Origin of the sequence: Streptomyces sp. NPDC058000, from assembly GCF_042886435.1 — a bacterium.
GTDB lineage: Bacteria > Actinomycetota > Actinomycetes > Streptomycetales > Streptomycetaceae > Streptomyces.
In genome coordinates, this window is the sequence record NZ_JBHVQS010000006.1 from 128736 (window position 1) to 147549 (window position 18814).

Here is an 18814-nt window from a genome sequence, read left to right on the forward strand (position 1 = left end):
GCCGAGCCGCACGCATGCGGGAGCACGCACACGGGAGACACGTACACGTAAGCACGTAGGGAAGCCGGGGCAGGAACCCGACGCGAGGAACGGCCGGTACGACGCTGCCGTGGGCACGCGGCAGCGGCAGGGTCCACGGCGTGCGGGAGCCGGCACGTGGCGCCGCCGCACCGGCTTGTGCAGGTGGGAGAGGTCCAGATGAGCAGCTACCGAGTCGCGCAGGTCGGCGCCGTCGGCGCGCCCTTCGAGATCGTCGAACGTGAGGTGCCGCGGCCCGGCCCGGGGCACGTCCGGATCGCCGTGGACGCCTGCGGGATCTGTCACAGCGACGCCATGTTCGTCAGCGGCGCACTGCCGGGCGTCCGGTTCCCCCTGGTCACCGGCCATGAGATCGCCGGGCGCATCGCGGAGGTCGGCGAGCACACGGACAGCCGCTGGAAGGTCGGCGAGCGGGTCGCGGTGGGCTGGTTCGGTGGCAGCTGCCACCACTGCACCCCCTGCCGGCAGGGCGACTTCATCGTCTGCGAGCAGCTGAAGGTGCCCGGCTGGGCGTACGACGGCGGGTTCGGCGAAACGGTGATCGCCCCGGCCGATGCGCTGGCGCGGATCCCCGTCGGCCTGGCGGCGGCCGACGCGGCGCCGATGGCCTGCGCCGGGGTCACCACCTACAACGGGCTGCGGCGCAGCTCGGCCCGGCCGGGCGATCTGGTCGCCGTACTGGGCCTCGGTGGCCTGGGGCACCTGGGCGTGCGGTTCGCCACCGCGATGGGTTTCGAGACGGTCGCGATCGCCCGCGGCGCCGACAAGGCGGACTTCGCCAAGCAGCTCGGCGCGCACCACTACATCGACAGCACCGCCGGAACGCCCGTCGCCGACGCGCTCCAGTCCCTCGGCGGCGCCCGGGTGGTCCTGGCCACCGCCGCCAACTCCGCCGCCATCTCCGCGACCGTGGACGGTCTGACGCACCGCGGCGAGCTGGTGGTCATCGGCGCGGACACCGAACCGCTGACGATCAACCCGACCCAGCTCCTGATGCGCGCCCGGGTCGTCCGCGGTCACCCGTCCGGCACCGCACAGGACGTCCAGGACACCTTGGAATTCTGCGCGCTCCAGGGGATCCGCCCGATGATCGAGACGATGCCGCTGGACGACGCCAATGAGGCGTACGCGAAGATGCTCGCCGGGACGGCCCGGTTCCGGATGGTGCTCGTCCACACGGAAGCCGGACGTGCGCACTGACGCCGGGTGTCCGCACCCGTTCGGTGGCCGGACGGGCCCCGCCGTGCGGGCACCGGCCTCGCGCGGGTGCCCGGATGGTCCTCCGACGATCCCTCCCGCGAGTGCTTATGTGGCCCTCCGACCGCCCCCTCCCGCGGAGCCAGCCGGTCGGTGCCGTCACGCCCCCGTGCGAAACGCCCGGCGATAGGCCCCCGGTGTCGTCCCCAGTGCGCGGAGGAAGCGTCTGCGCAGGTTGGTGGCCGAGGAGAGGCCGACACGGCGGGCGACGGCGTCCAAGGGGAGGTCGGTGGACTCCAGTAGTTCCCGGGACGCGGCGATGCGCTGGGCGAGCAACCACTGTCCGGGACTCGCACCGAGCTGGTCGGCGAACCGGCGGGCGAGCGTACGCGCCGATACGCCCTCGTGCGCGGCCAGTTCCTCGATCGGGAGCGGTGCGTCGAGCCGTGCGGTCATCCACTCCAGGAGGGGCGCCAGCGAGCCGTCCATCTGGACGGGGTGCGGTGGCGCCGTGTACTGGAGTTGGCCGCCTTCCCGGTGCGGTGGCATGACCATGCTCCGGGCGACCTGTGCGGCGTAGCCGGCCCCGTGGTCGGCGCGGACCAGGTGCAGGCAGAGGTCGATGCCGGCCCCGGAGCCCGCGCTGGTGGCGACGTCGCCGTGGTCCACGTACAGCACGTCCGGGTCCACCTGGACGGCCGGGAACAGCTCGGCCAGTTGGCCGGCGCGGGCCCAGTGGGTGGTCGCCCGCCGTCCGTCCAGCAGTCCGGCGTGCGCCAGCGCGAAGGCACCGGAGCAGATGCTGACCAGCCGCGTGCCGCGGTCGTGCGCCCGGCGCAGGGCGCGGATGACGGCGGGTGCGGGCGGCTCCCCGGGAGGCAGCCACCCGGGGATGACGACGGTGTCCGCACGGTCCAGCGCGGCCAGCCCGTCCGGCACGAGCATGTCGTACCCCGCGAGGGTGGACACCGGACCCGGCCGTTCCGTGCACACCCCGAAGGCGTACCGGACCGGGACCCCGCGCCGCTCGACGCCGAACACCTCGGCCGCACAGCCGAGTTCGAAGGTCGCTTGCGGCGGGTGGACGAGTGCGACCACACGATGGACGACAGACATGACAGGAAAGTACCGCAGGATGTCATTTCTGACACTCGGCTGGTCAGCGCCGCTCCGCGAGGCTGTCCCCATGGCAACGAAAGAGAACACAGGTAACGAAATGGCCGGCTACGTATGGGCCTCCACGGCGGAGGCACCGGTGCGCGAGCTGTTTCCCGGGATCCGGCTGCGTCCGCTGTGGAGCGGGGAGAACGGCGCCACGGCCCAGGTCGTGGAGCTGGACCCGAACACCTGCTGGGACGGCATCGACGTACACGAGCCGGGCCCCGAGGAGGTGTTCGTGGTCTCGGGCGTCTTCAACGACGGCGAACGGGACTACCCGGCCGGCTCGTTCATCCACGCCCCCGCCGGGTCCTGGCACATCCCGCAGACGAGGACGGGGTGCACGCTGTTCGTGTTCTACCCGGAGGGGTAGCGCCCGAGGGGTAGCGACGGGGGAGCATCGGGGGTAACGCCTGGGGGGCGGAGCGGTCTACGGAGCGGCGCCCTGTGGGACGGGCGGCGCCCGTCACCGTCCGACGGCCGCCGACCGTCCCGCCGCGGTGTCGATCACGTCGTCCAGGACGTCCCGGGAGCGCATCAGATCCTTGATCAGGCGGTCGATGCGGTCGCGCTCCCTGGTGAGGTCGGCGACGAGCCACGGGGTGGCGATCTCGGAGGGGCCGCCGTCCGTGTCCCGCATACAGGGCAGCAGTTGTGCGATCTTGCCGCTGCACAGTCCGGCGGCGAAGAGCTCCTGAATGCGGATCACCCGATCCACCGCGGCCACCGGGTAGTCCCGGTGGCCGCCGGGGGTACGCTCGGCGGCCAGCAACCCCTGCTTCTCGTAGTAGCGCAGCGAGCGCTCACTCACGCCGGTACGCTGCGCCAGTTCACCGATCCGCATACCTCTCCCCGTCCACGCTCTGGACTGCGCCAACCCGGGGCCGTTGCACGGCAGTTGACGCCCGGACTTGAATCTGACACCAATGTCAAGTTCTAGCGTACCGACATGACGAACACCGAAGCGAACGCCGAAGCCCTCACCCTCGCCACCTCGCCCGCCCCCACCAGCGGCACCCACTCCCCCAGCACCCCCCACGCCGCCTCCCCCCTCCTCGAACCCGCCCGCCTCGGCGCCCTCCACCTGCCCAACCGTCTGGTGATGGCACCGATGACCCGCAACCGCGCCGGGTCCGACGGCGTCCCACAGTCGATCATGGCCACCTACTACGCGCAGCGCGCCACCGCCGGCCTGATCATCGCCGAGGCGTCCACCCCGAACGCGGTCGGGCAGACCTACCCCGACATCACCGCGATCCACGCCCCCGCACACGTCGAAGGATGGCGGCAGGTCACCGACGCCGTGCACGCCGCGGGCGGCCGGATGTTCCTCCAGCTTCAGCACGGCGGCCGGATCGGCCACCCGGACACCAGCGGACTGACACCCGTCGCGCCGTCACCGATCGCCCTGCCGGGCACGATCTTCACCCCCAACGGCCATCAAACCCCGGTCGTCCCGCGGGAGATGACCCTCGACGAGATCCGGGCCACGGTCGCCGACTTCGCCGCCGCCGCCCGCAACGCCCTCGCCGCGGGCTTCGCCGGGGTCGAGGTGCACGCGGCGAACGGTTACCTCCTCCACCAGTTCCTCGCGGGGGGCACCAATCGCCGCACGGACGCCTACGGCGGCTCGGTGGCCGGCCGCATCCGCTTCGTGGTGGAGGTCGTGCGGGCCGTCGTCGAGGCGGTCGGCGCGGAGCGGACCGGCCTGCGCATCTCGCCCGGACTCACCGTGAACGGCATCGAGGAGGGCGACACCGAGGAGCTCTACCCGGCGCTGCTCGACGCACTGGCCGAGGCCGGCCTGGCCTACCTGCACATCGTCTTCGCCGACCCGGACCAGCCGCTCTTCCAGCGGATCCGGCGGAGTTGGGCCGGCACCCTGATCGCCAATCCGGTCCTGCCGAGGGATCAGATCCCCGCCGACGGCGGCCGGCACGAGGGCGAACGACTGCTGGCGGCGGGCGCCGACCTGGTGGCGCTCGGCCGCCCCTTCCTCGCCAACCCCGACCTGGTCGAACGGCTGCGCCTGGGTGCACCCTTCAATCCGGTGCGCGACAAGTACCTGATGTACGTGGGCAGGGAGACCGGGTACACCGACTACCCCGCGCTGGCCGACGACTCCCCGGCACCGGCCGGCACCCACGGGCAGCACCGCACGCCGGACGCGCTCGCGTCCTGAGCCCCACCTCCGGGCCCGCCCCGGACTCCCCGGACTCCCCGAGCACCGTCCGCGCCACCAACCCGCCCCCGCACCCACCCTCCCGGCAATCACCCAAGCCGCCGCCTGAGCCATCGCTCAGGCGGCGGCTTTCTCGTGCCTCTACCAACCAGGACCCCGCATATGGCGCCACACGGCGCCATCTCTGACGCCACCGGCACCACCGAGACCCTCACGACACACAGCCCAGTCACCGCAGCCCATCCGCCGCCCACCGAACGCCATCCCACACGCACCTGAAGCGCCGACCAGCATCCCGACCGACACGACAATTGACACCACCACGACACACGCATGGCACATATCTACTCGCCATGGCACCACTTGTGTGCCATCATGGCGTCATGGACCTCACGCCATACGTCGACAACCTCCGGCATGCACGCGCGGCCGCCACGTACACCGGCGTCGACGAAGCCCGCGCACCGACTTCCTGGTGACACCACCCAAGCCCCGCCAGCCACCGCAGAAGACACATGCACACCCACAGCAACACGTCCCTCCGCAGACGCATCCCCATCCGAAGAACGGACCTGCCGTTATGGCGCGTATGACCGCGGCACCAGCCGCCACGAACTCCACCGCAACCACCCCCACCCACCCCGCGGCGATCTCGGCCGTCGGGCTGGCCAAGTCCTACGGCGACAAGGTGGTGCTCGACGGGATCGACCTGACCATCCCCGAGGGCACGATCTTCGCCCTGCTGGGGCCGAACGGCGCCGGCAAGACCACCACCGTCCAGATCCTCTCCACCCTCATCCCGGCCTCCGCCGGCCAGGTGCGCGTAGCCGGCCACGACGTCTCCCGCGATCCCGACGCGGTACGCACCGCGATCGGCGTGACCGGCCAGTTCGCGGCGCTGGACAGCCTCCTCAACGCCCGGGAGAACCTTCTCCTGATGGCGGATCTGTACCATCTCGACCGCCGCGAAGGCCGCCGGCGGATCACCGAACTGCTGCACCGCTTCGACCTCACCGACGCGGCGAGCAAGCCGGTCGCCACCTTCTCGGGCGGTATGCGCCGCAAGCTCGACCTCGCCATGACGCTGGTCGGCAATCCGCGCATCATCTTCCTCGACGAGCCGACCACCGGACTCGATCCGCGCAGCCGGCGGACGATGCGGGAGATCATCCGCAGCCTGGTCGACGACGACGGCGTCACCATCTTCCTGACGACCCAGTATCTGGAGGAGGCCGACCAACTCGCCGACCGCATCGCCCTCCTGGACCACGGCAAGCTGGTCGCCGAGGGCACCGCGGACCAGCTCAAGCGTCGGATGCCCGGCGGCCACATCCGCCTGACGTTCGCCGACCCGCACGGCCTGGAATCCGCTGCGACCCTCTTCGGCGCCGCCACAGCCGACCGTGACGCGCTCACCCTCCAGATCCCCGGTGACGGCCGGATCCGCACCGTGCGCGCCGTCCTCGACACCTTGGACACCGCGTCGGTCGAGGCCGAGTCCCTCACCGTGCACACCCCCGACCTCGACGACGTCTTCCTCACCCTCACCGGCCGGCCGCAGCAAGGGCAGCGGTCCCCGGAGTCACTCCAGTCGCCCACCGCCCGGACGGAGCAGGACCGATGAGCACCCCCTCGTACGCGCTGCGCGACTCGATGACGATGCTGCGGCGCAACCTCAAGCACGCACAGCGCTATCCGTCCATGACGATCTCGGTCGTCGCCATGCCGATCCTGATGCTGTTGCTGTTCGTCTACGTCTTCGGCGGCGCGCTCGGCAGCGGTATCAACCTCCCGGGCGCGGCCAACGCCCATGGCGGGTACGTCAATTACGTCGCACCGGGGATCATCCTGATGGCGGCGACATCGGGCGCGATCGCCACCGCGGTGTCCGTGTGCACCGATATGACCGAAGGAATCATCAACCGCTTCCGCACCATGGCGATATCCCGCGGTTCGGTGCTCACGGGGCATGTGGTCGGCAGTGTCATCCAGACCATGCTCAGCCTCGTCCTGGTCATCGGGGTCGCCCTGGCGGTGGGCTTCCGGCCGCACGCCACCGCGCTCGACTGGATCGCCGCGTTCGGCCTGCTGGCCCTGCTCGCGTTCGGCCTCACCTGGGTGGCGGCCGCGATGGGCCTGGTGGCCAAGACCGTCGAATCGGCGAGCAACGCTCCGATGCCGCTGACCTTCCTGCCCTTCCTCGGCAGCGCCTTCGTCCCGCCGGAGTCCATGCCGGCCGGAATCCGCTGGTTCGCCGAGTACCAGCCCTTCACGCCGATCAACGAGACCCTGCGGGGCCTGCTGATGGGCACACCGATCGGCAACAGCGCGATAGTCGCCGTCGCCTGGTGCATCGGCCTCGCCCTGGCCGGCTACCTGTGGGCGCGCACCGCCTTCCGCCGCAACGTCCAGCGCTGACCCCGGCGGCTCCGCCCGCTCGCCCCACCGCACAACCAGCAGCCCGCGGCCGCCACTTCCGACTGGCAGCCGAGCCGGGACGGCACGGCACGGCCGACCATCGTCCCGTCTCCCGGCCCTTCGCCCCGGAGCCGTACGGCCCCTCACGCCACACCGTGACCACTCTGCGCAATCAACCAACTACCCAGCACGATGGAGGACTTGCACCATGTCGCACGAATCCTCGACACCCACGCCCCCTGCGCAGCCCTCGGCTCCGCAGCCCTCGGCCCCCTCGTTCGCGGAGACCGGACGGCAGGAGCCGGAGCCGCTCACCGAAATGCCGATCACCCGCCCCGAGGGATGCCCCTTCGATCCGCCCGCCGAGTTGGCCGGACTCCGGGCGGAGCAGCCGCTGCGCCGGATGCGGTACCCCGACGGACACCTCGGCTGGCTGGCCACCGGGCACGCCGTAGCCCGCGCGGTGGCCGCCGACCCCCGCTTCAGTTCGCGCTACGAGCTGATGCACCTGCCGTTCCCTGGCATGGCGGACGTGACGATCCCGCCGGCCCCGGTCGGCGACCTCACCGGCATCGACCCGCCCCACCACACCCGCTACCGCCGGCTGCTCATGGGGAAGTTCACGGTCCGCCGGATGCGCGAGCTGACCTCGCGCGTCGAGCAGATCACCGCCGAGCACCTGGACGCCATGGAGCGCCAGGGCCCGCCGGTCGACCTGGTCACGGCGTACGCCCACCCCATCCCCGCGCTGATGATCTGCGAACTGCTCGGCGTGCCCTACGCCGACCGCGAGCGCTTCCAGCACCACGTCGTGGCGATGACCAGCACGGACGGGACGGTAGAGGAGCAGTACGCCGCCATGACCGCGCTCCAGGAGTTCGTCGGGGAACTGGTGCTCGCCAAGCGCGCCCGCCCCACCGACGATCTGCTCAGCGACCTGACCAGCACCGATCTCACCGATGAGGAACTGGCGGGGATAGGCAGCTTCCTCCTGAGTGCGGGGCTGGACACCACCTCGAACATGATCGGGCTCGGCACCTTCGCCCTGCTGACCAACCCGCGGCAGGCCGACGCCCTGCGCGCGGACCAGGGCCTCGCCGACCAGGCGGTGGAGGAGCTGATGCGCTATCTCACCATCGCCCACACAGGGGTACGGACGGCGCTGGAGGACGTCGAGCTGGACGGGCAGTTGATCAAGGCCGGCGAGTCGGTCACCGTCTCGCTCCAGGCCGCCAACCGCGACCCGGAGCGCTTCCCGGACCCCGACAGCCTGGACCTTCAGCGCAAGGCCACAGGTCATCTGGCCTTCGGCCACGGCATCCACCAGTGCCTGGGCCAGCAACTGGCCCGTATCGAAATGCGGGTGGCCTTCCCGGCGCTCCTGAACCGCTTCCCGACGCTGCGCCTGGCCGTACCGCCGGAGGAGGTGCCACTGCGCACCGATCTGACCATGCACGGTGTGCAGCGGCTCCCCGTCACCTGGGACGCGTAGCGGCGCTCCGGTCCCGCCCGGTCTCCGGGGTGTGCCCGCCCGCAGCCAGCGGGCGGGCACACCGGTCCTCGGCCGGGACCGACCGGAAGCCGGGCGACGCCGTACGGAAACCCGGCGGGATGCGCGCGGAAGCCCGCAGGCCCCATCCGCCGGTAGCCCCGCCGGACGCCCGTCAGACGCCGAAGGCCGCCGCGTACCGGATCACTCCGCTCGGCACGGGTCGGGACGCGTCCAGGGTGAGGGCCATCAGCGCCTCGTCGGGGACGTCGAACGGAGCCCGGATGCCGAAGCGGGAGGCCGGGACGAAGCCGAACCGCGGGTAGTAGGCGGGGTGGCCGAGGACCACCACCAGGCTTTCCCCGTGCGCCCGGGCGGCGTCGAGCGCGGCCCGGACGGCGGCCGTCCCGGCGCCCTGGCGCTGGTACGCCGGCATCACCGCGCAGGGGGCCAGGGCCAGTGCGGGCCGACCGTCGAGGTGACAGCGGGTGAGCAGGGCGTGCCCGGCGAGGGTGCCGTCCGGTGCCTGGGCGACCAGGGAGAGGCCGTCGATCCAGGCATCGGGGTCCGCGCGCAGGGCGTCGACCAGGTCGGCCTCGTCGGCAGTGGGGAACGCGGCGAGGTTGATCGCGCGGATCGCGGCGGCGTCGTCGGACGTCTCGGAGCGGGTGCTCCAGATGGTGGTCATGGTGGTTCCGTTCTCGGGTGCGGAGCGGGGTGCGGCTCCGCGGGTGGGCGTTGCGTCGGGGCTCGGGCGCAGCACGTGGCCGGCGTAGCGGTCATCCGTACCCTGTTCGCGGGCCCGAGTGGGACCGCCCGATCCGCACGCGGTCGGGCGGCCGCCGGTTGGCGGAACGCTCAGGTCGGACCCGGGGCCCGGGAGATGGGGACGGTCCGGGCACCGCATGTGGCGGTGGGCTCCGTGACAGTCATCAACTCATCTCCCCCTCGGTCCGTATCGTCCTGGCCGCGCGCCCGGGCGACACGGCGAGGCCGACGCTAACACCCGCGCGAAAAGCCCCACCAACGCTTTTCCGGCCCGAGGCGTCCCTCAGCAGTCGCAGCAGCAGCCATCGCAACAATCGCAGCCGTCGCAGCACCCGGAGCAGCAGTCGCAGCCATCGCAGCAGTTGCAGGAATCGCAGCAGTCACAGGAGTCGCAGCTGTGGCAGCAGCCCTCCCGCTTCTTGCCGGACCACGGCCCCTCGAACTCCGATGCGCAGCAGACCTTGCAGGTGCAGCACAGCCCGACGGCGAGCGCGCAGCCCGCCCAGAAGCCGCGGGGCTTCCTCGGCTCCGGGGAGAAGAACCGGGGCGGCTGGCCATCACCGCCGCCGGCTCCGCCACCGTAACCACCGCCGCCCGATCCACCGGGCGGGACCGATCCGCCGCCGGACGGGGTCTGCGGGGCGTTCAGGTACTGCTGGCCGCCGGCGTACGGGCCGCCGGCCGGCGGCTGGCCGTACGGGGGCGCCCCGTTGGGCCCGCCCCCGTACGGGTTTCCGTAGGGGTTGTTCCCGTAGGGGTTCCCGCCCTGGGGGTCGTAGGGACCGGGTGCCGCCCCGGGGCCCTGGTGGGAGCAGGAGGACGTCCCGAACGCGCGGTCCACCGAGCGCCGCAACTCGTGCACCAGCAGCACATGGACCAGGGCGGAGTCGGTGAACTCCACATCGCGCAGCGCGAGCCGGATGCCGCGCAGTGCGTCATCGCACAGCCGCCGGGCCTCGGCCAGGCCGGCGCCGGTGGCGGTGATCGGGTTCCAGGCGCCCTCGGCGGCGTCCGCCGTCCGGTCCTCCACGGCGTCGAGGAGGTGGGCGAGCCGGCCGAAGAGCCGGCCGGCCTCGGCCAGCGGCGCGGCGTTTCCGGGCCGGGCGGCCAGTACCGCGGTGTGCGCGAAGGCGGCGGCGGTCGCCGTCTCGGTCGGTTCGGTGATCACCGTCAACGGCGTACCGGGCCCGGCCAGTTGCTCGATGCCCACCTGCCGGTCGACCGCATCGACGAGGACGGCGGTGTCGAAGCCGAGCCTGGCGCCGGTACGCGCACCGGCCCGGTCCCAGCCCGCGGCGACCCGTCGTGCCGCGACGGCCATCGGGCGGCGGCGCAACATCCCGTTCCCGTCGGCGACGTGGTCGCGGATCTTCGCCGAGGCGAGGACCAGGGAGACCGACGCGGCCAGTCGCGCCCCCTCGCCCCGGGCGACCGAGGCGGTCCGCATCCCGCGCAGCGGGCAGGGGCCGGCGGTACGCCGCCGGAGCTCGGCCCGGCCGGACTGGGCGTCCGTCAGCACGGACACGATCAGTCCGTCGTAGTTGGTGACGATGCGGGCGAACTGGCCGTGGTCGGCGCGCAACGCGAGGCAGAGGCCGCACAAGTGGGCCATCCACTCCGTCTTGAGCCCTTGGGACAGGCGATGGGAACAGGGCCTGACGATTCCGAACATGTAAGAGCAAACCCCCGTGTGACATGAACATGAGCCGACGGCAGCGGCGGCAGGGAATGCTACCCATCGGGCCCGTGACCTGCGCACACACCCCTCGGGCCAAACGTCACCCAGGGCTTCGCAACGCCCCGACCAGGGCCGGCACCACCGCCCGCCCCGTCGCCCGGCCCCCACCATCCGTACCGACCCGGGGCACCGCCCCGCCCCGAGTCGCCCGCCCCTTCAAGTCCGCCGACCTGGACGCCAGTTGGCCAACGGCCGGGACAGAACCACCCACTACCCCTCCCCTTTCACCCTTTCTGCTGATACCGCGGTCTCGCCCCGGCTGGGAACATGACCGCGCCGTGCCGCGGACGACCGGGCCGCGAGGGGGACCGGCACCCAACCCGCAGTCTTTTCCTGGATTTTGGAGAGTCATGAAGGCGATGAGGTATCTGGCCGCGGTGTGTGTCGCAGGTGCGGTGCTGGGCGCGGGAACGGTCTGCGCCGCGGCGCCGGCCACCCCTGGCCCGACCGCCCTCGGGGACCACCCGGCCCCGGCGGCCCACCGCGTCGTGCTCACCAACGGGGACGACGGCCGGGCGCTCACCGTGCACCCCGGGGACGTGGTCGAGGTCCGGCTCACCGGTGCGCGTGGCCGCGGTACCGCCTTCGCCTGGAGCGCTCCGGCCTCCGGCGACCCCGCGGTGCTCAGCCGGCCGGCGGCCGGTACGACGCCGACCGGGAGCGCCACGGGGCGTTTCACCGCAGCCGGGCGGGGCACCGCCGCGCTCACCGCGCGGCGGACCTGTCACGCCGCGCCCGGCTCCCTCTGCCCGCACGTGGTCGTGGTCTGGAAGGTCACGGTCACGGTGGCCTGACCAGGCGTCAGCCCACCGCCCCCAGCTGCCGGGTCGCCGCCTCGACGGTCTGGGTGAGGAGGGTGGCGATGGTCATCGGGCCGACCCCGCCGGGCACGGGGGTGATCAGGCTCGCGACCGCGGCCGCCGACGCGAAGTCCACGTCGCCGACGTTGCCGGGGTTGTAGCCGGCGTCGATGACGACGGCGCCCGGCTTGAGCTGATCGCCGTGCAGGAACCGGGCACGGCCCACCGCGGCGATCAGCACATCGGCCTCCCGGGTGTGGGCGGTGAGGTCGGCGGTGCGGGAGTGGCAGTAGGTGACCGTGGCGTTGCGGCCCAGCAGCAGCATCCCCACGGGCTTGCCGAGGATCGCGCTGCGCCCGACGACCACCGCGTGCTTTCCGGTCAGGTCGACGTCGTAGTGGTCCAGGAGGCTCATGATGCCGCCGGGGGTGCAGGAGGCGAAGCCCGTCATGCCCAGGCTCATCGCGGCGAAGGAGTGCGCGGTGACCCCGTCGACGTCCTTCTCGGGCGCGATGGCCTCGAAGGCGGCGCGCTCGTCGATGTGCGGGCCGACCGGATGCTGGAGCAGGATGCCGTGCACGCCGGGGTCGGCCGACAGCTCACCGATCGTGTCGACGAGTTGGGCGGTGGTGGTGTCGGCCGGGAGCGCGATGTGCCGCGACCGGATGCCGGCCTTGGCGCAGCGGTTGCGCTTCATCCGTACGTAGGTCACCGAGGCGGGGGCGTCGCCCACGAGGACGGTGGCCAGGCAGGGGGCCTGTCCGGTGCGCGCGGTGAGCGCCGCGGCGCGTTCGGCGGCCTCTTCGACCATGTGGCGGGCGAGCGCGCTGCCGTCCATCAGGCGGGCGGTGGGGGACGTGGTCTGCGACATGGCGCCTCCTGAGCGTCGTACGTCGTACGGGATCGCCCAGGCGCACGGCATTGACCAAACAGGTCGAGCCGCTCCCCGGTGGTACCCCACCCAAGCGCCAGTCACGGCTCGCGCACCACTTTAGGCGATGGCCGCGCGGGGACGGGAACGGGCGTTCGTGCGCGGTGGTGCGTGCCCCGGCGTCAGGGGAATTGGTGGCCGGGGCTGGTGTACGGCGACGTGGCGGCCTCCCACTGGCTGAGGATGCCGTCCCAGTCGTGCTGGGCGACGGTGACGGCGCTGGGGTCCCAGGCGGGCGCCTGGGGCACCGGTGGCGGTGGGGACGCCCACGGGTTGTGGGTCTCCTGTGGCGCCCAGGCGGCGTAGGGATCCTGGGATGCCGTCCAGGGGGTGGGGTGGGCGGGTGACCCCCAGGAGGTGTGCGGCTCGTACGGGGGCGGGGGCGGTGGTGCCTCGGTGTGAGAGAAGTGGCCGGTGTCCGAGGGGGCCGCGGGCTGGACGTCGGCCATCCGGCGGTGGCGGCCGATCCGGTCCGGGGCGGGGGGCCGGGCGGTGTGGGACTCGACGGCGAGTTGGTGCGCGCGGGCGGCCAGGATGGCCACGTCCAGGCCCAGTTCGGCGGCGAGTGCGCTGAGGTCGGCGCCGGTGTGGTGGCTGTGCACCAGGACCGCGTCCAGCGCCGGTGACCAGGCCGGCTCAGTGACGGGCCCGGGCGCGGGGGTGGGGGTGGGGGTGGGCGCGGGCGGAGCCGGGCGGGGTGGAACACGGGGGACGGTGTCGGGCGGGGCGGCCGGGGCGGCCGGGGCGGCGGGAACGGAGGTCGCGCTGCCGGCGGTGGTGGCCCGGGGCCAGCCATTGCCGATCGCGGCCGCGGCCGCAGCGGCTGCCGCTGCGGCGACGGCCGGCGGGGTGGGGCGGGCCGGCGCGGGCCTCTCCGGCTTCTCCGGGGCGTCGGGGCGGCGCGCGGCGCGGCGCTCCCGGGCCGACTCGTCGAGCAGGCTCTTGGCCACCGCACGGGCGTCGTCCTTGCCGACGGTACGGCGGGCCAGGCGCACCTCGCGGGCGTCGAGGCCGAGCAGATCGGCGACCACTTCGTCGCTGCCCACAGTCACCGCGAAGGCGGCCAGGGTCCGCGAGCGGCGGGCCTCCGCCTCGTCGAGGAGTCCTTGCGTCCGGCGGACCTCGTCATCGCTGATGCAAAACGCCTGTGCGAGTACCGCGTGGCGCTCCCACAACTCCCTCGGTTCCATGTCAGCGACAACGGTTTTTGGCCGGTGTTGGTCCGGTTCTCAACGAGAGATCACTGTAAGAGGTGATATTCCCTGCATCGCGCGCACTACTTTGGGATGTTATGAGAGGGGCCGCGAGGGGCCGACCGGGGGCGTGCGCAGTGACCGATCGACAAGACGCATCGTTTCTACGGCCATGAGTGCTCCGTCATCCGTCACCGTTGCCGGCCATGGCCGGACCGCTTTCGTCCCCCGCCCGCCGGTGGACCAGCCCGCCCGCCCCGGCGCGGAGGCCGTCCCCGCGCCGCCGCGGATCAACGCCGAAGTCATCCGGCAGACGCCCGTGTACGCGGGGCTGGTGAAGATCTGGACGGAACGGGCCGCGACGGTGCCCGGGGTCGCCGATCCCGAGTGGCAGCGGCTGGTGTCCTACCGGGCGCTGATGGAGGAGACCGAACTCGCGCTCACCGCACTGCGGCCGCACCGGGCCCCTGACGTACTGCCGGCACGCCGGACGATTCCGGCGCCGACCGCTCCGTACGCGACCGAACTGGCGCCGGTGCACGGCGGGTTGAGACCGGTCGCCCACCCGTAAGCCCCCGGGGCGTTACGCCCGCATGCCGGTGGGCCCGGGTACCGGACCCGGGCCCACCGAGGCGGCGACGCTACGGGGCGCCTACTAGAGGATGCCGAGGAAGTCGAGGCCGAGGAGGCCGCTCCGGCCCAGGCCGTCGGCACGGCGCTCCTCTTCGTTGCCACCGCGACGCGAGTCGTCCTTGCGGCGGTCGTCGTCCTTGCGGCGACCTTCGTCGCTGCGGCGGCCCTCGTCGTCGCGGCGGCCGTACCCCTCGTCGCCCCGGCCGGAGTCATCGTCGTCGTAGCGGCGGTTGTCGCTGCCGCGCCCGTAGTCGTCGTCGTAGCGGCCGTGCCCGTGTCGGCCCTCGTGAGCGACGCGGTGACCCGGTCGGCCCCCGTGGCTGCCGCCGTGGGCGTGGCGACCCTGGTGGTGGTGGCACTGGCTGTGTCCGGAGCACAGCGGGGCCGGGGCGTTGCCGGGGACCGCGGTCGCGGCGCCCGCCGTCGGGACCACCAGGGCGGCCGCGGCGAGGCCGGCCACCGCGAGCCCGCGGGGAATCGAACGAAGCATTGTTCCACCTTTACTCAGCTGGGCAGAAAAGGAACATTCTCCTGCAAGCGCGACAATAAGTCGGCCATCCGGCCCCGCGCGGCGACCCGCCGGAGGGTCACCGGAACGCAGCACGGGCCGGACCGCGGCACCGCGCCGGCCCGGTCGGTGTCACTCCGTCTTCGGCAGACTCTCCAGCAAGGTGCCCAGGGCCTCCCCCACCAGTTGGCAGACGATGTCCGGATCGGCACTGGCCAACGGCTCCTTGCCGACCACCACCCGCATCAGGCCGATGCCCAGCAACCAGGACAGCGCCAGATCGCCGCGCAGCGCACCGTCGTCGGCCCGGGAGAGGGTGGCCAGCACGTCGGCGTACTCATCGCCAAGTCCCCGTAGCGCCTCGGCGATTTCGTCGCTGCCGCCGATGGAGCGGAGGCAGACCTCCAGCGACCGGTCGGCGCCGGGGCCGCCGCCCTCGGCGAGCATGCCGCGCAGGGCGACCTCGAACAGCCGCTCCGCGGGGGTGGTGCGCAGTTGTTCGTGGCCGCCGCGCGCCATCACCTCCCCGAACAGGGCCTTCTTCGAGCCGAAGTAGCGGAACAGCAGGGCCTGGTTGACGCCGGCCCGGGCCGCGATGTCGCGTACCGTCGCGCGCTCGTAGCCGCGTTCGGCGAAGAGTTCCGAAGCTGCGTCGAGCAGCAGCCGCCGGGTGCCCTGTGCGTCCCGGCGGTGTTCGCCGGTGGTGCCGCTCCGCGAGGTCTCCCCCACTGCGCGCCCCATTGCCTCCGCCATCGCCACTCCTTTTCCGTCGGTCCGTCCGATGATCGTCGTGCGCCGCCGCGGCCGGTCACGACGACGGCCGCAATACATCGTTGACCGCCCCGAGCGCGCGTCCTACGGTAGGTATGTAAGCAGGTGCTTACACAAGGGAGGTCACCGTGACCACAGCCGACACAGCACCCCTCTCCTACCCCTTCAACATCGCTGAGAGCCTTGATCTTTCGGCAGAGTACGAACGGGTGCGCAACCGCCCCGGTCTGCTCAAGGTCCAGCTGGCGTACGGCGAGCCGGCCTGGCTCGTCACGCGGTACGCCGAGGCCCGGTTCGTCCTCGGCGACCAGCGGTTCAGCCGGGCCGAGGGGGCCCGGCACGACGAGCCCCGGCAGTCCGAGGGGAGCCGCAACAGCGGCATCCTGAGCATGGATCCGCCGGACCACACCCGGTTGCGCACCCTGGTGGCCAAGGCGTTCACGGTCCGTCAGGTCGAGAAGCTCCGGCCGCAGGTCAAGGAGCTGACCCGGGAGCTGCTCGACGAGCTGGAGGCGGCCGGGCCGCCGGCGGACCTCGTCGACCGGTACGCCCTGCCCATCCCGGTGGCGGTCATCTGCCGGCTGCTCGGGGTGCCGACCGAGGACCGGCCGCAGTTCCGGGCCTGGAGCGACGCGGCCCTGTCGACGAGTTCCCTGACCGCCGAGGAGTTCGACGCCAATCGCGAGGAACTCCGCGCGTACATGGGGAAGTTGATCGATCAGCACCGGCAGGATCCGCAGGACGACCTGATGACCGCGCTGATCGACGCCCGCGATGTGAACGACCGGCTCTCGGAGCTCGAACTGGTCGATCTGTGCGTGGGGATCCTGGTCGCCGGGCACGAGACCACCGCCACCCAGATCCCCAACTTCGTACTGGCACTGCTGGACCACCCCGACCAGCTGGCCGTCCTGCGGGAGCAGCCCGAGCTGATCGGGGGCGCCGTGGAGGAATTACTGCGCTTCGTCCCCCTGGGGAGCGGTGCGGGCCAGCCGCGGTACGCCACCGAGGACATCGATGTCGGAGGCACGCTGGTGCGGGCCGGCGAGCCCGTGCTGGTCGCGATGGGCGCGGCCAACCGCGATGCGCTGCGGTTCGACGGGCCGGGGAAGCTGGATGTCCGGCGGACCGGCACCCAGCACCTCGGCTTCGGGCACGGCGTCCACCACTGCCTGGGTGCGCCACTGGCCCGACTGGAGCTCCAGGAGGCGATCTCCGCCCTGATCACCCGGTTCCCCGGGTTGCACGTGGCCGGCGACGTGGAGTGGAAGACCCAGATGCTGGTGCGCGGTCCACGGGTCCTGCCGGTGGGGTGGTGACCGCGGTGGCCTGGAAGGTGGAGATCGATCCGGGGCTGTGCATCGCCTCGGGCTCCTGCCCGGCGATCGCGCCGGACCTGTTCGTCCTGGACGGACCGCACGCCCGGGCGGCGCAGGAGGAGATCGCGGAGGACGAGCGGGCGCTGGACGCGGCCGAGGTGTGTCCGGCGATGGCCATCACGGTGCGGGACGCGTCCGGGCAGGTGATCGGGCCCCGACCGTAGGGATCCAGGGGTAGTTGGCGGGGCGTGGCCGGGGGCCGCGCCCCGCTTCGCGTGCGCGGGCCCGGGCCGGACGGGCGGGGCGGTGGTCCTGACGGTCGATCGGGGATCCGGGTGGGCGAACTCGGCGCGCACCCCTTGCCAAGCCGAGATAGTACGTGTTCGGATTATCTCTGCCGGGATGCCGAGCGCCATCGCATCACCGCAGATCAGAGCATGTCCGCAGGCCCATGGCGACGGGCCGGCAGCACGCCGCCGGACGCGGGGAGGCGCCTCTCCCCCGGCCGGTTCCCCCGCGCGACAACGACCACCCAGCCCCCGAACTCGTTCTCTGGAGGGTCCTCGTGTTCGACCTCTCGTCCGTCGATCTGCTCGACGCCTTCACCCGACAGCTGCGGCTGTGCAGACTGCGCAGCGACGAACACGTCGTGGTGCTGGCCGAGCCGGACAGCCGCGGCGACTACGTCGCGGCCGCGTTCGGTGCGGCCAAGGCGTGCGGTGCGCACGTCATCGCGGCGACCGTACCCGGCGGCACCCCCGCGCCGATACCCAGTACGCACACCGGCGCCGGCCCCGGCCTGACCTCGGTCCTCAACGACACCACCGCCCAGGACCTGCTCAAATCCGCGGACCTGGTGGTCGATCTGACCCGCGAGGGCTTCATCCACGCCCCGGTCCAGCAGGAGATCCTGCGGACCGGCACCCGGATCCTCTTCGTCTGCGACGCGCCCGAGGTGCTGATCCGCAACCTCCCCAAGGAGGCGGACAAGGTCGAGGTGCTGCGCGGTGTCGAACTGCTCAAGCGGTCCTCGGAGATGCGGGTGCGGTCCACCGCCGGCACCGATCTGACCGTCCAACTCAGCGGCTCCAAACCGGAGTTCCAGTGCGGCTTCGCCGACGATCCGGGTCGGTGGGACCACTGGCCGAGCACCATGGTGCTGTGTTGGCCGGAGATCTCCGACGGGCAGATCGTGCTGGCGCCGGGCGACATCCTGCTGCCGTTCAAGGAGTACGTCCGCGAGCCGGTGACGCTCCGGATCGCCGGCGGGCACATCGAGAAGGTCAGCGGCGGCGCCGAGGCCGACCTGCTCGGCACGTTCTTCGAGGACTCCCGGGACACCTGGGCGCGCAGCCTGTCGCACATGGGCTGGGGGCTGATGCGGACCGCCGACTGGTTCGCCACCGCGATGTACGGCAAGGACCAGCTGATGGGCATGGACGCCCGGGCCTTCGCCGGCAACTTCCTGTGGTCGACGGGCCCGCACCCGGTGCTGGGGCGCGAGTCGTACGCGCACCTCGACATCGCGATGCGCGGCTGCTCGGTGGCGGTCGACGGGACGGACGTGGTGGTCGACGGCCGACTCGCCGACGACGTCCGGACCGCCGGAGGCTGACCGGCCGCCGCATCCGCTGTCCCGTCGTGTGCGCGAGGAACGCCTTGGAGGAAGA

General features: G+C 72.4%; 19 protein-coding genes and 1 riboswitch. Of the genes, 11 read left to right on the forward strand and 8 right to left on the reverse strand.

Annotated elements, in window-relative coordinates; translation table 11 throughout:
• The first annotated feature begins 198 nt into the window (after positions 1–198).
• A complete protein-coding gene (locus tag ACFVT2_RS09195) occupies positions 199–1239 on the forward strand; it encodes an alcohol dehydrogenase catalytic domain-containing protein (protein ID WP_390014128.1) in 1041 nt (346 codons plus the stop codon).
• A 156-nt stretch (positions 1240–1395) separates the two neighbouring features.
• Here the strand turns inward: ACFVT2_RS09195 and ACFVT2_RS09200 are convergent, their stop codons facing one another.
• Positions 1396–2352, reverse strand: coding sequence for a helix-turn-helix domain-containing protein (locus ACFVT2_RS09200; RefSeq protein WP_390014131.1), 957 nt, complete (start codon positions 2350–2352; stop codon positions 1396–1398).
• A gap of 70 nt (positions 2353–2422) precedes the next feature.
• On the opposite strand from ACFVT2_RS09200, the gene ACFVT2_RS09205 reads away from it, so the two are divergent.
• A complete protein-coding gene (locus tag ACFVT2_RS09205) occupies positions 2423–2767 on the forward strand; it encodes a cupin domain-containing protein (protein ID WP_390014134.1) in 345 nt (114 codons plus the stop codon).
• Between the two features lie 93 nt (positions 2768–2860).
• Here the strand turns inward: ACFVT2_RS09205 and ACFVT2_RS09210 are convergent, their stop codons facing one another.
• A complete protein-coding gene (locus ACFVT2_RS09210; RefSeq protein WP_390014136.1) occupies positions 2861–3238 on the reverse strand; it encodes a MerR family transcriptional regulator in 378 nt (125 codons plus the stop codon).
• Between the two features lie 267 nt (positions 3239–3505).
• Here ACFVT2_RS09210 and ACFVT2_RS09215 point away from each other — a divergent pair, with 267 nt between their 5' ends.
• The 4 genes from ACFVT2_RS09215 (at position 3506) to ACFVT2_RS09230 (ending at position 8486) form a co-directional block, all read left to right on the forward strand.
• Positions 3506–4576, forward strand: a complete 1071-nt coding sequence (locus tag ACFVT2_RS09215) for an alkene reductase (protein ID WP_390014481.1) — start codon at positions 3506–3508, stop codon at positions 4574–4576.
• A 589-nt stretch (positions 4577–5165) separates the two neighbouring features.
• Complete coding sequence (locus ACFVT2_RS09220; protein ID WP_390014139.1) at positions 5166–6200, forward strand: ATP-binding cassette domain-containing protein; 1035 nt, start codon at positions 5166–5168, stop codon at positions 6198–6200.
• On the forward strand, positions 6197–6994 hold the full coding sequence (locus tag ACFVT2_RS09225; protein WP_390014141.1) for an ABC transporter permease: 798 nt from the start codon (positions 6197–6199) through the stop codon (positions 6992–6994). The genes ACFVT2_RS09220 and ACFVT2_RS09225 overlap by 4 nt, the downstream gene beginning before the upstream one ends.
• A 319-nt stretch (positions 6995–7313) precedes the next feature.
• The gene (locus ACFVT2_RS09230; protein WP_390014484.1) at positions 7314–8486 is read left to right on the forward strand and encodes a cytochrome P450; all 1173 of its coding nucleotides are present in this window, start codon (positions 7314–7316) and stop codon (positions 8484–8486) included.
• A 172-nt stretch (positions 8487–8658) separates the two neighbouring features.
• Here ACFVT2_RS09230 and ACFVT2_RS09235 read toward each other — a convergent pair whose 3' ends face one another.
• Together ACFVT2_RS09235 and ACFVT2_RS09240 are read right to left on the reverse strand one after the other, a co-directional pair.
• Complete coding sequence (locus tag ACFVT2_RS09235) at positions 8659–9171, reverse strand: GNAT family N-acetyltransferase (RefSeq protein ID WP_390014144.1); 513 nt, start codon at positions 9169–9171, stop codon at positions 8659–8661.
• Between the two features lie 363 nt (positions 9172–9534).
• A complete protein-coding gene (locus ACFVT2_RS09240) occupies positions 9535–10923 on the reverse strand; it encodes a DUF5685 family protein (protein ID WP_390014147.1) in 1389 nt (462 codons plus the stop codon).
• A 416-nt stretch (positions 10924–11339) separates the two neighbouring features.
• On the opposite strand from ACFVT2_RS09240, the gene ACFVT2_RS09245 reads away from it, so the two are divergent.
• Positions 11340–11783, forward strand: coding sequence for a hypothetical protein (locus ACFVT2_RS09245; protein ID WP_390014150.1), 444 nt, complete (start codon positions 11340–11342; stop codon positions 11781–11783).
• Positions 11784–11790: 7 nt separating this feature from the next.
• On the opposite strand, the gene ACFVT2_RS09250 is transcribed toward ACFVT2_RS09245, so the two are convergent.
• Both ACFVT2_RS09250 and ACFVT2_RS09255 read right to left on the reverse strand, forming a co-directional pair.
• Complete coding sequence (locus tag ACFVT2_RS09250; RefSeq protein WP_390014152.1) at positions 11791–12660, reverse strand: bifunctional 5,10-methylenetetrahydrofolate dehydrogenase/5,10-methenyltetrahydrofolate cyclohydrolase; 870 nt, start codon at positions 12658–12660, stop codon at positions 11791–11793.
• A gap of 27 nt (positions 12661–12687) precedes the next feature.
• A riboswitch (ZMP/ZTP riboswitch) is annotated at positions 12688–12775 on the reverse strand.
• Between the two features lie 67 nt (positions 12776–12842).
• On the reverse strand, positions 12843–13910 hold the full coding sequence (locus ACFVT2_RS09255; protein WP_390014155.1) for a hypothetical protein: 1068 nt from the start codon (positions 13908–13910) through the stop codon (positions 12843–12845).
• A 175-nt stretch (positions 13911–14085) separates the two neighbouring features.
• On the opposite strand from ACFVT2_RS09255, the gene ACFVT2_RS09260 reads away from it, so the two are divergent.
• Positions 14086–14484, forward strand: a complete 399-nt coding sequence (locus ACFVT2_RS09260) for a hypothetical protein (protein WP_390014157.1) — start codon at positions 14086–14088, stop codon at positions 14482–14484.
• Positions 14485–14568: 84 nt separating this feature from the next.
• Here the strand turns inward: ACFVT2_RS09260 and ACFVT2_RS09265 are convergent, their stop codons facing one another.
• Together ACFVT2_RS09265 and ACFVT2_RS09270 are read right to left on the reverse strand one after the other, a co-directional pair.
• Positions 14569–15036, reverse strand: coding sequence for a hypothetical protein (locus ACFVT2_RS09265; protein ID WP_390014160.1), 468 nt, complete (start codon positions 15034–15036; stop codon positions 14569–14571).
• A 150-nt stretch (positions 15037–15186) separates the two neighbouring features.
• Entirely contained in the window at positions 15187–15807 is a 621-nt protein-coding gene (locus tag ACFVT2_RS09270; RefSeq protein ID WP_390014162.1) for a TetR family transcriptional regulator, read from the reverse strand.
• A 146-nt stretch (positions 15808–15953) separates the two neighbouring features.
• Between ACFVT2_RS09270 and ACFVT2_RS09275 the strand changes: the two genes are divergently transcribed.
• The 3 genes from ACFVT2_RS09275 to ACFVT2_RS09285 all read left to right on the forward strand — a co-directional run bounded on the left by ACFVT2_RS09275 (position 15954) and on the right by ACFVT2_RS09285 (position 18759).
• A complete protein-coding gene (locus tag ACFVT2_RS09275; RefSeq protein WP_390014165.1) occupies positions 15954–17144 on the forward strand; it encodes a cytochrome P450 in 1191 nt (396 codons plus the stop codon).
• 5 nt (positions 17145–17149) lie between these two features.
• Complete coding sequence (locus ACFVT2_RS09280; protein WP_390014167.1) at positions 17150–17368, forward strand: ferredoxin; 219 nt, start codon at positions 17150–17152, stop codon at positions 17366–17368.
• A gap of 341 nt (positions 17369–17709) precedes the next feature.
• Complete coding sequence (locus ACFVT2_RS09285) at positions 17710–18759, forward strand: hypothetical protein (RefSeq protein WP_390014170.1); 1050 nt, start codon at positions 17710–17712, stop codon at positions 18757–18759.
• The last annotated feature ends 55 nt before the right edge of the window (positions 18760–18814 follow it).

What these genes read in the sequence shown, in the direction of transcription:
- ACFVT2_RS09220 (WP_390014139.1), top strand. Translation starts at nt 5,166, where the DNA reads ATGACCGCGGCACCAGCCGCCACGAACTCCACCGCAACCACCCCCACC.
- ACFVT2_RS09210 (WP_390014136.1), bottom strand. Translation starts at nt 3,238, where the DNA reads ATGCGGATCGGTGAACTGGCGCAGCGTACCGGCGTGAGTGAGCGCTCG.
- ACFVT2_RS09205 (WP_390014134.1), top strand. Translation starts at nt 2,423, where the DNA reads ATGGCAACGAAAGAGAACACAGGTAACGAAATGGCCGGCTACGTATGG.
- ACFVT2_RS09235 (WP_390014144.1), bottom strand. Translation starts at nt 9,171, where the DNA reads ATGACCACCATCTGGAGCACCCGCTCCGAGACGTCCGACGACGCCGCC.
- ACFVT2_RS09215 (WP_390014481.1), top strand. Translation starts at nt 3,506, where the DNA reads ATGACCCGCAACCGCGCCGGGTCCGACGGCGTCCCACAGTCGATCATG.
- ACFVT2_RS09245 (WP_390014150.1), top strand. Translation starts at nt 11,340, where the DNA reads ATGAAGGCGATGAGGTATCTGGCCGCGGTGTGTGTCGCAGGTGCGGTG.
- ACFVT2_RS09260 (WP_390014157.1), top strand. Translation starts at nt 14,086, where the DNA reads ATGAGTGCTCCGTCATCCGTCACCGTTGCCGGCCATGGCCGGACCGCT.
- ACFVT2_RS09200 (WP_390014131.1), bottom strand. Translation starts at nt 2,352, where the DNA reads ATGTCTGTCGTCCATCGTGTGGTCGCACTCGTCCACCCGCCGCAAGCG.
- ACFVT2_RS09250 (WP_390014152.1), bottom strand. Translation starts at nt 12,660, where the DNA reads ATGTCGCAGACCACGTCCCCCACCGCCCGCCTGATGGACGGCAGCGCG.
- ACFVT2_RS09240 (WP_390014147.1), bottom strand. Translation starts at nt 10,923, where the DNA reads ATGTTCGGAATCGTCAGGCCCTGTTCCCATCGCCTGTCCCAAGGGCTC.
- ACFVT2_RS09255 (WP_390014155.1), bottom strand. Translation starts at nt 13,910, where the DNA reads ATGGAACCGAGGGAGTTGTGGGAGCGCCACGCGGTACTCGCACAGGCG.
- ACFVT2_RS09270 (WP_390014162.1), bottom strand. Translation starts at nt 15,807, where the DNA reads ATGGCGGAGGCAATGGGGCGCGCAGTGGGGGAGACCTCGCGGAGCGGC.
- ACFVT2_RS09195 (WP_390014128.1), top strand. Translation starts at nt 199, where the DNA reads ATGAGCAGCTACCGAGTCGCGCAGGTCGGCGCCGTCGGCGCGCCCTTC.
- ACFVT2_RS09225 (WP_390014141.1), top strand. Translation starts at nt 6,197, where the DNA reads ATGAGCACCCCCTCGTACGCGCTGCGCGACTCGATGACGATGCTGCGG.
- ACFVT2_RS09230 (WP_390014484.1), top strand. Translation starts at nt 7,314, where the DNA reads ATGCCGATCACCCGCCCCGAGGGATGCCCCTTCGATCCGCCCGCCGAG.
- ACFVT2_RS09265 (WP_390014160.1), bottom strand. Translation starts at nt 15,036, where the DNA reads ATGCTTCGTTCGATTCCCCGCGGGCTCGCGGTGGCCGGCCTCGCCGCG.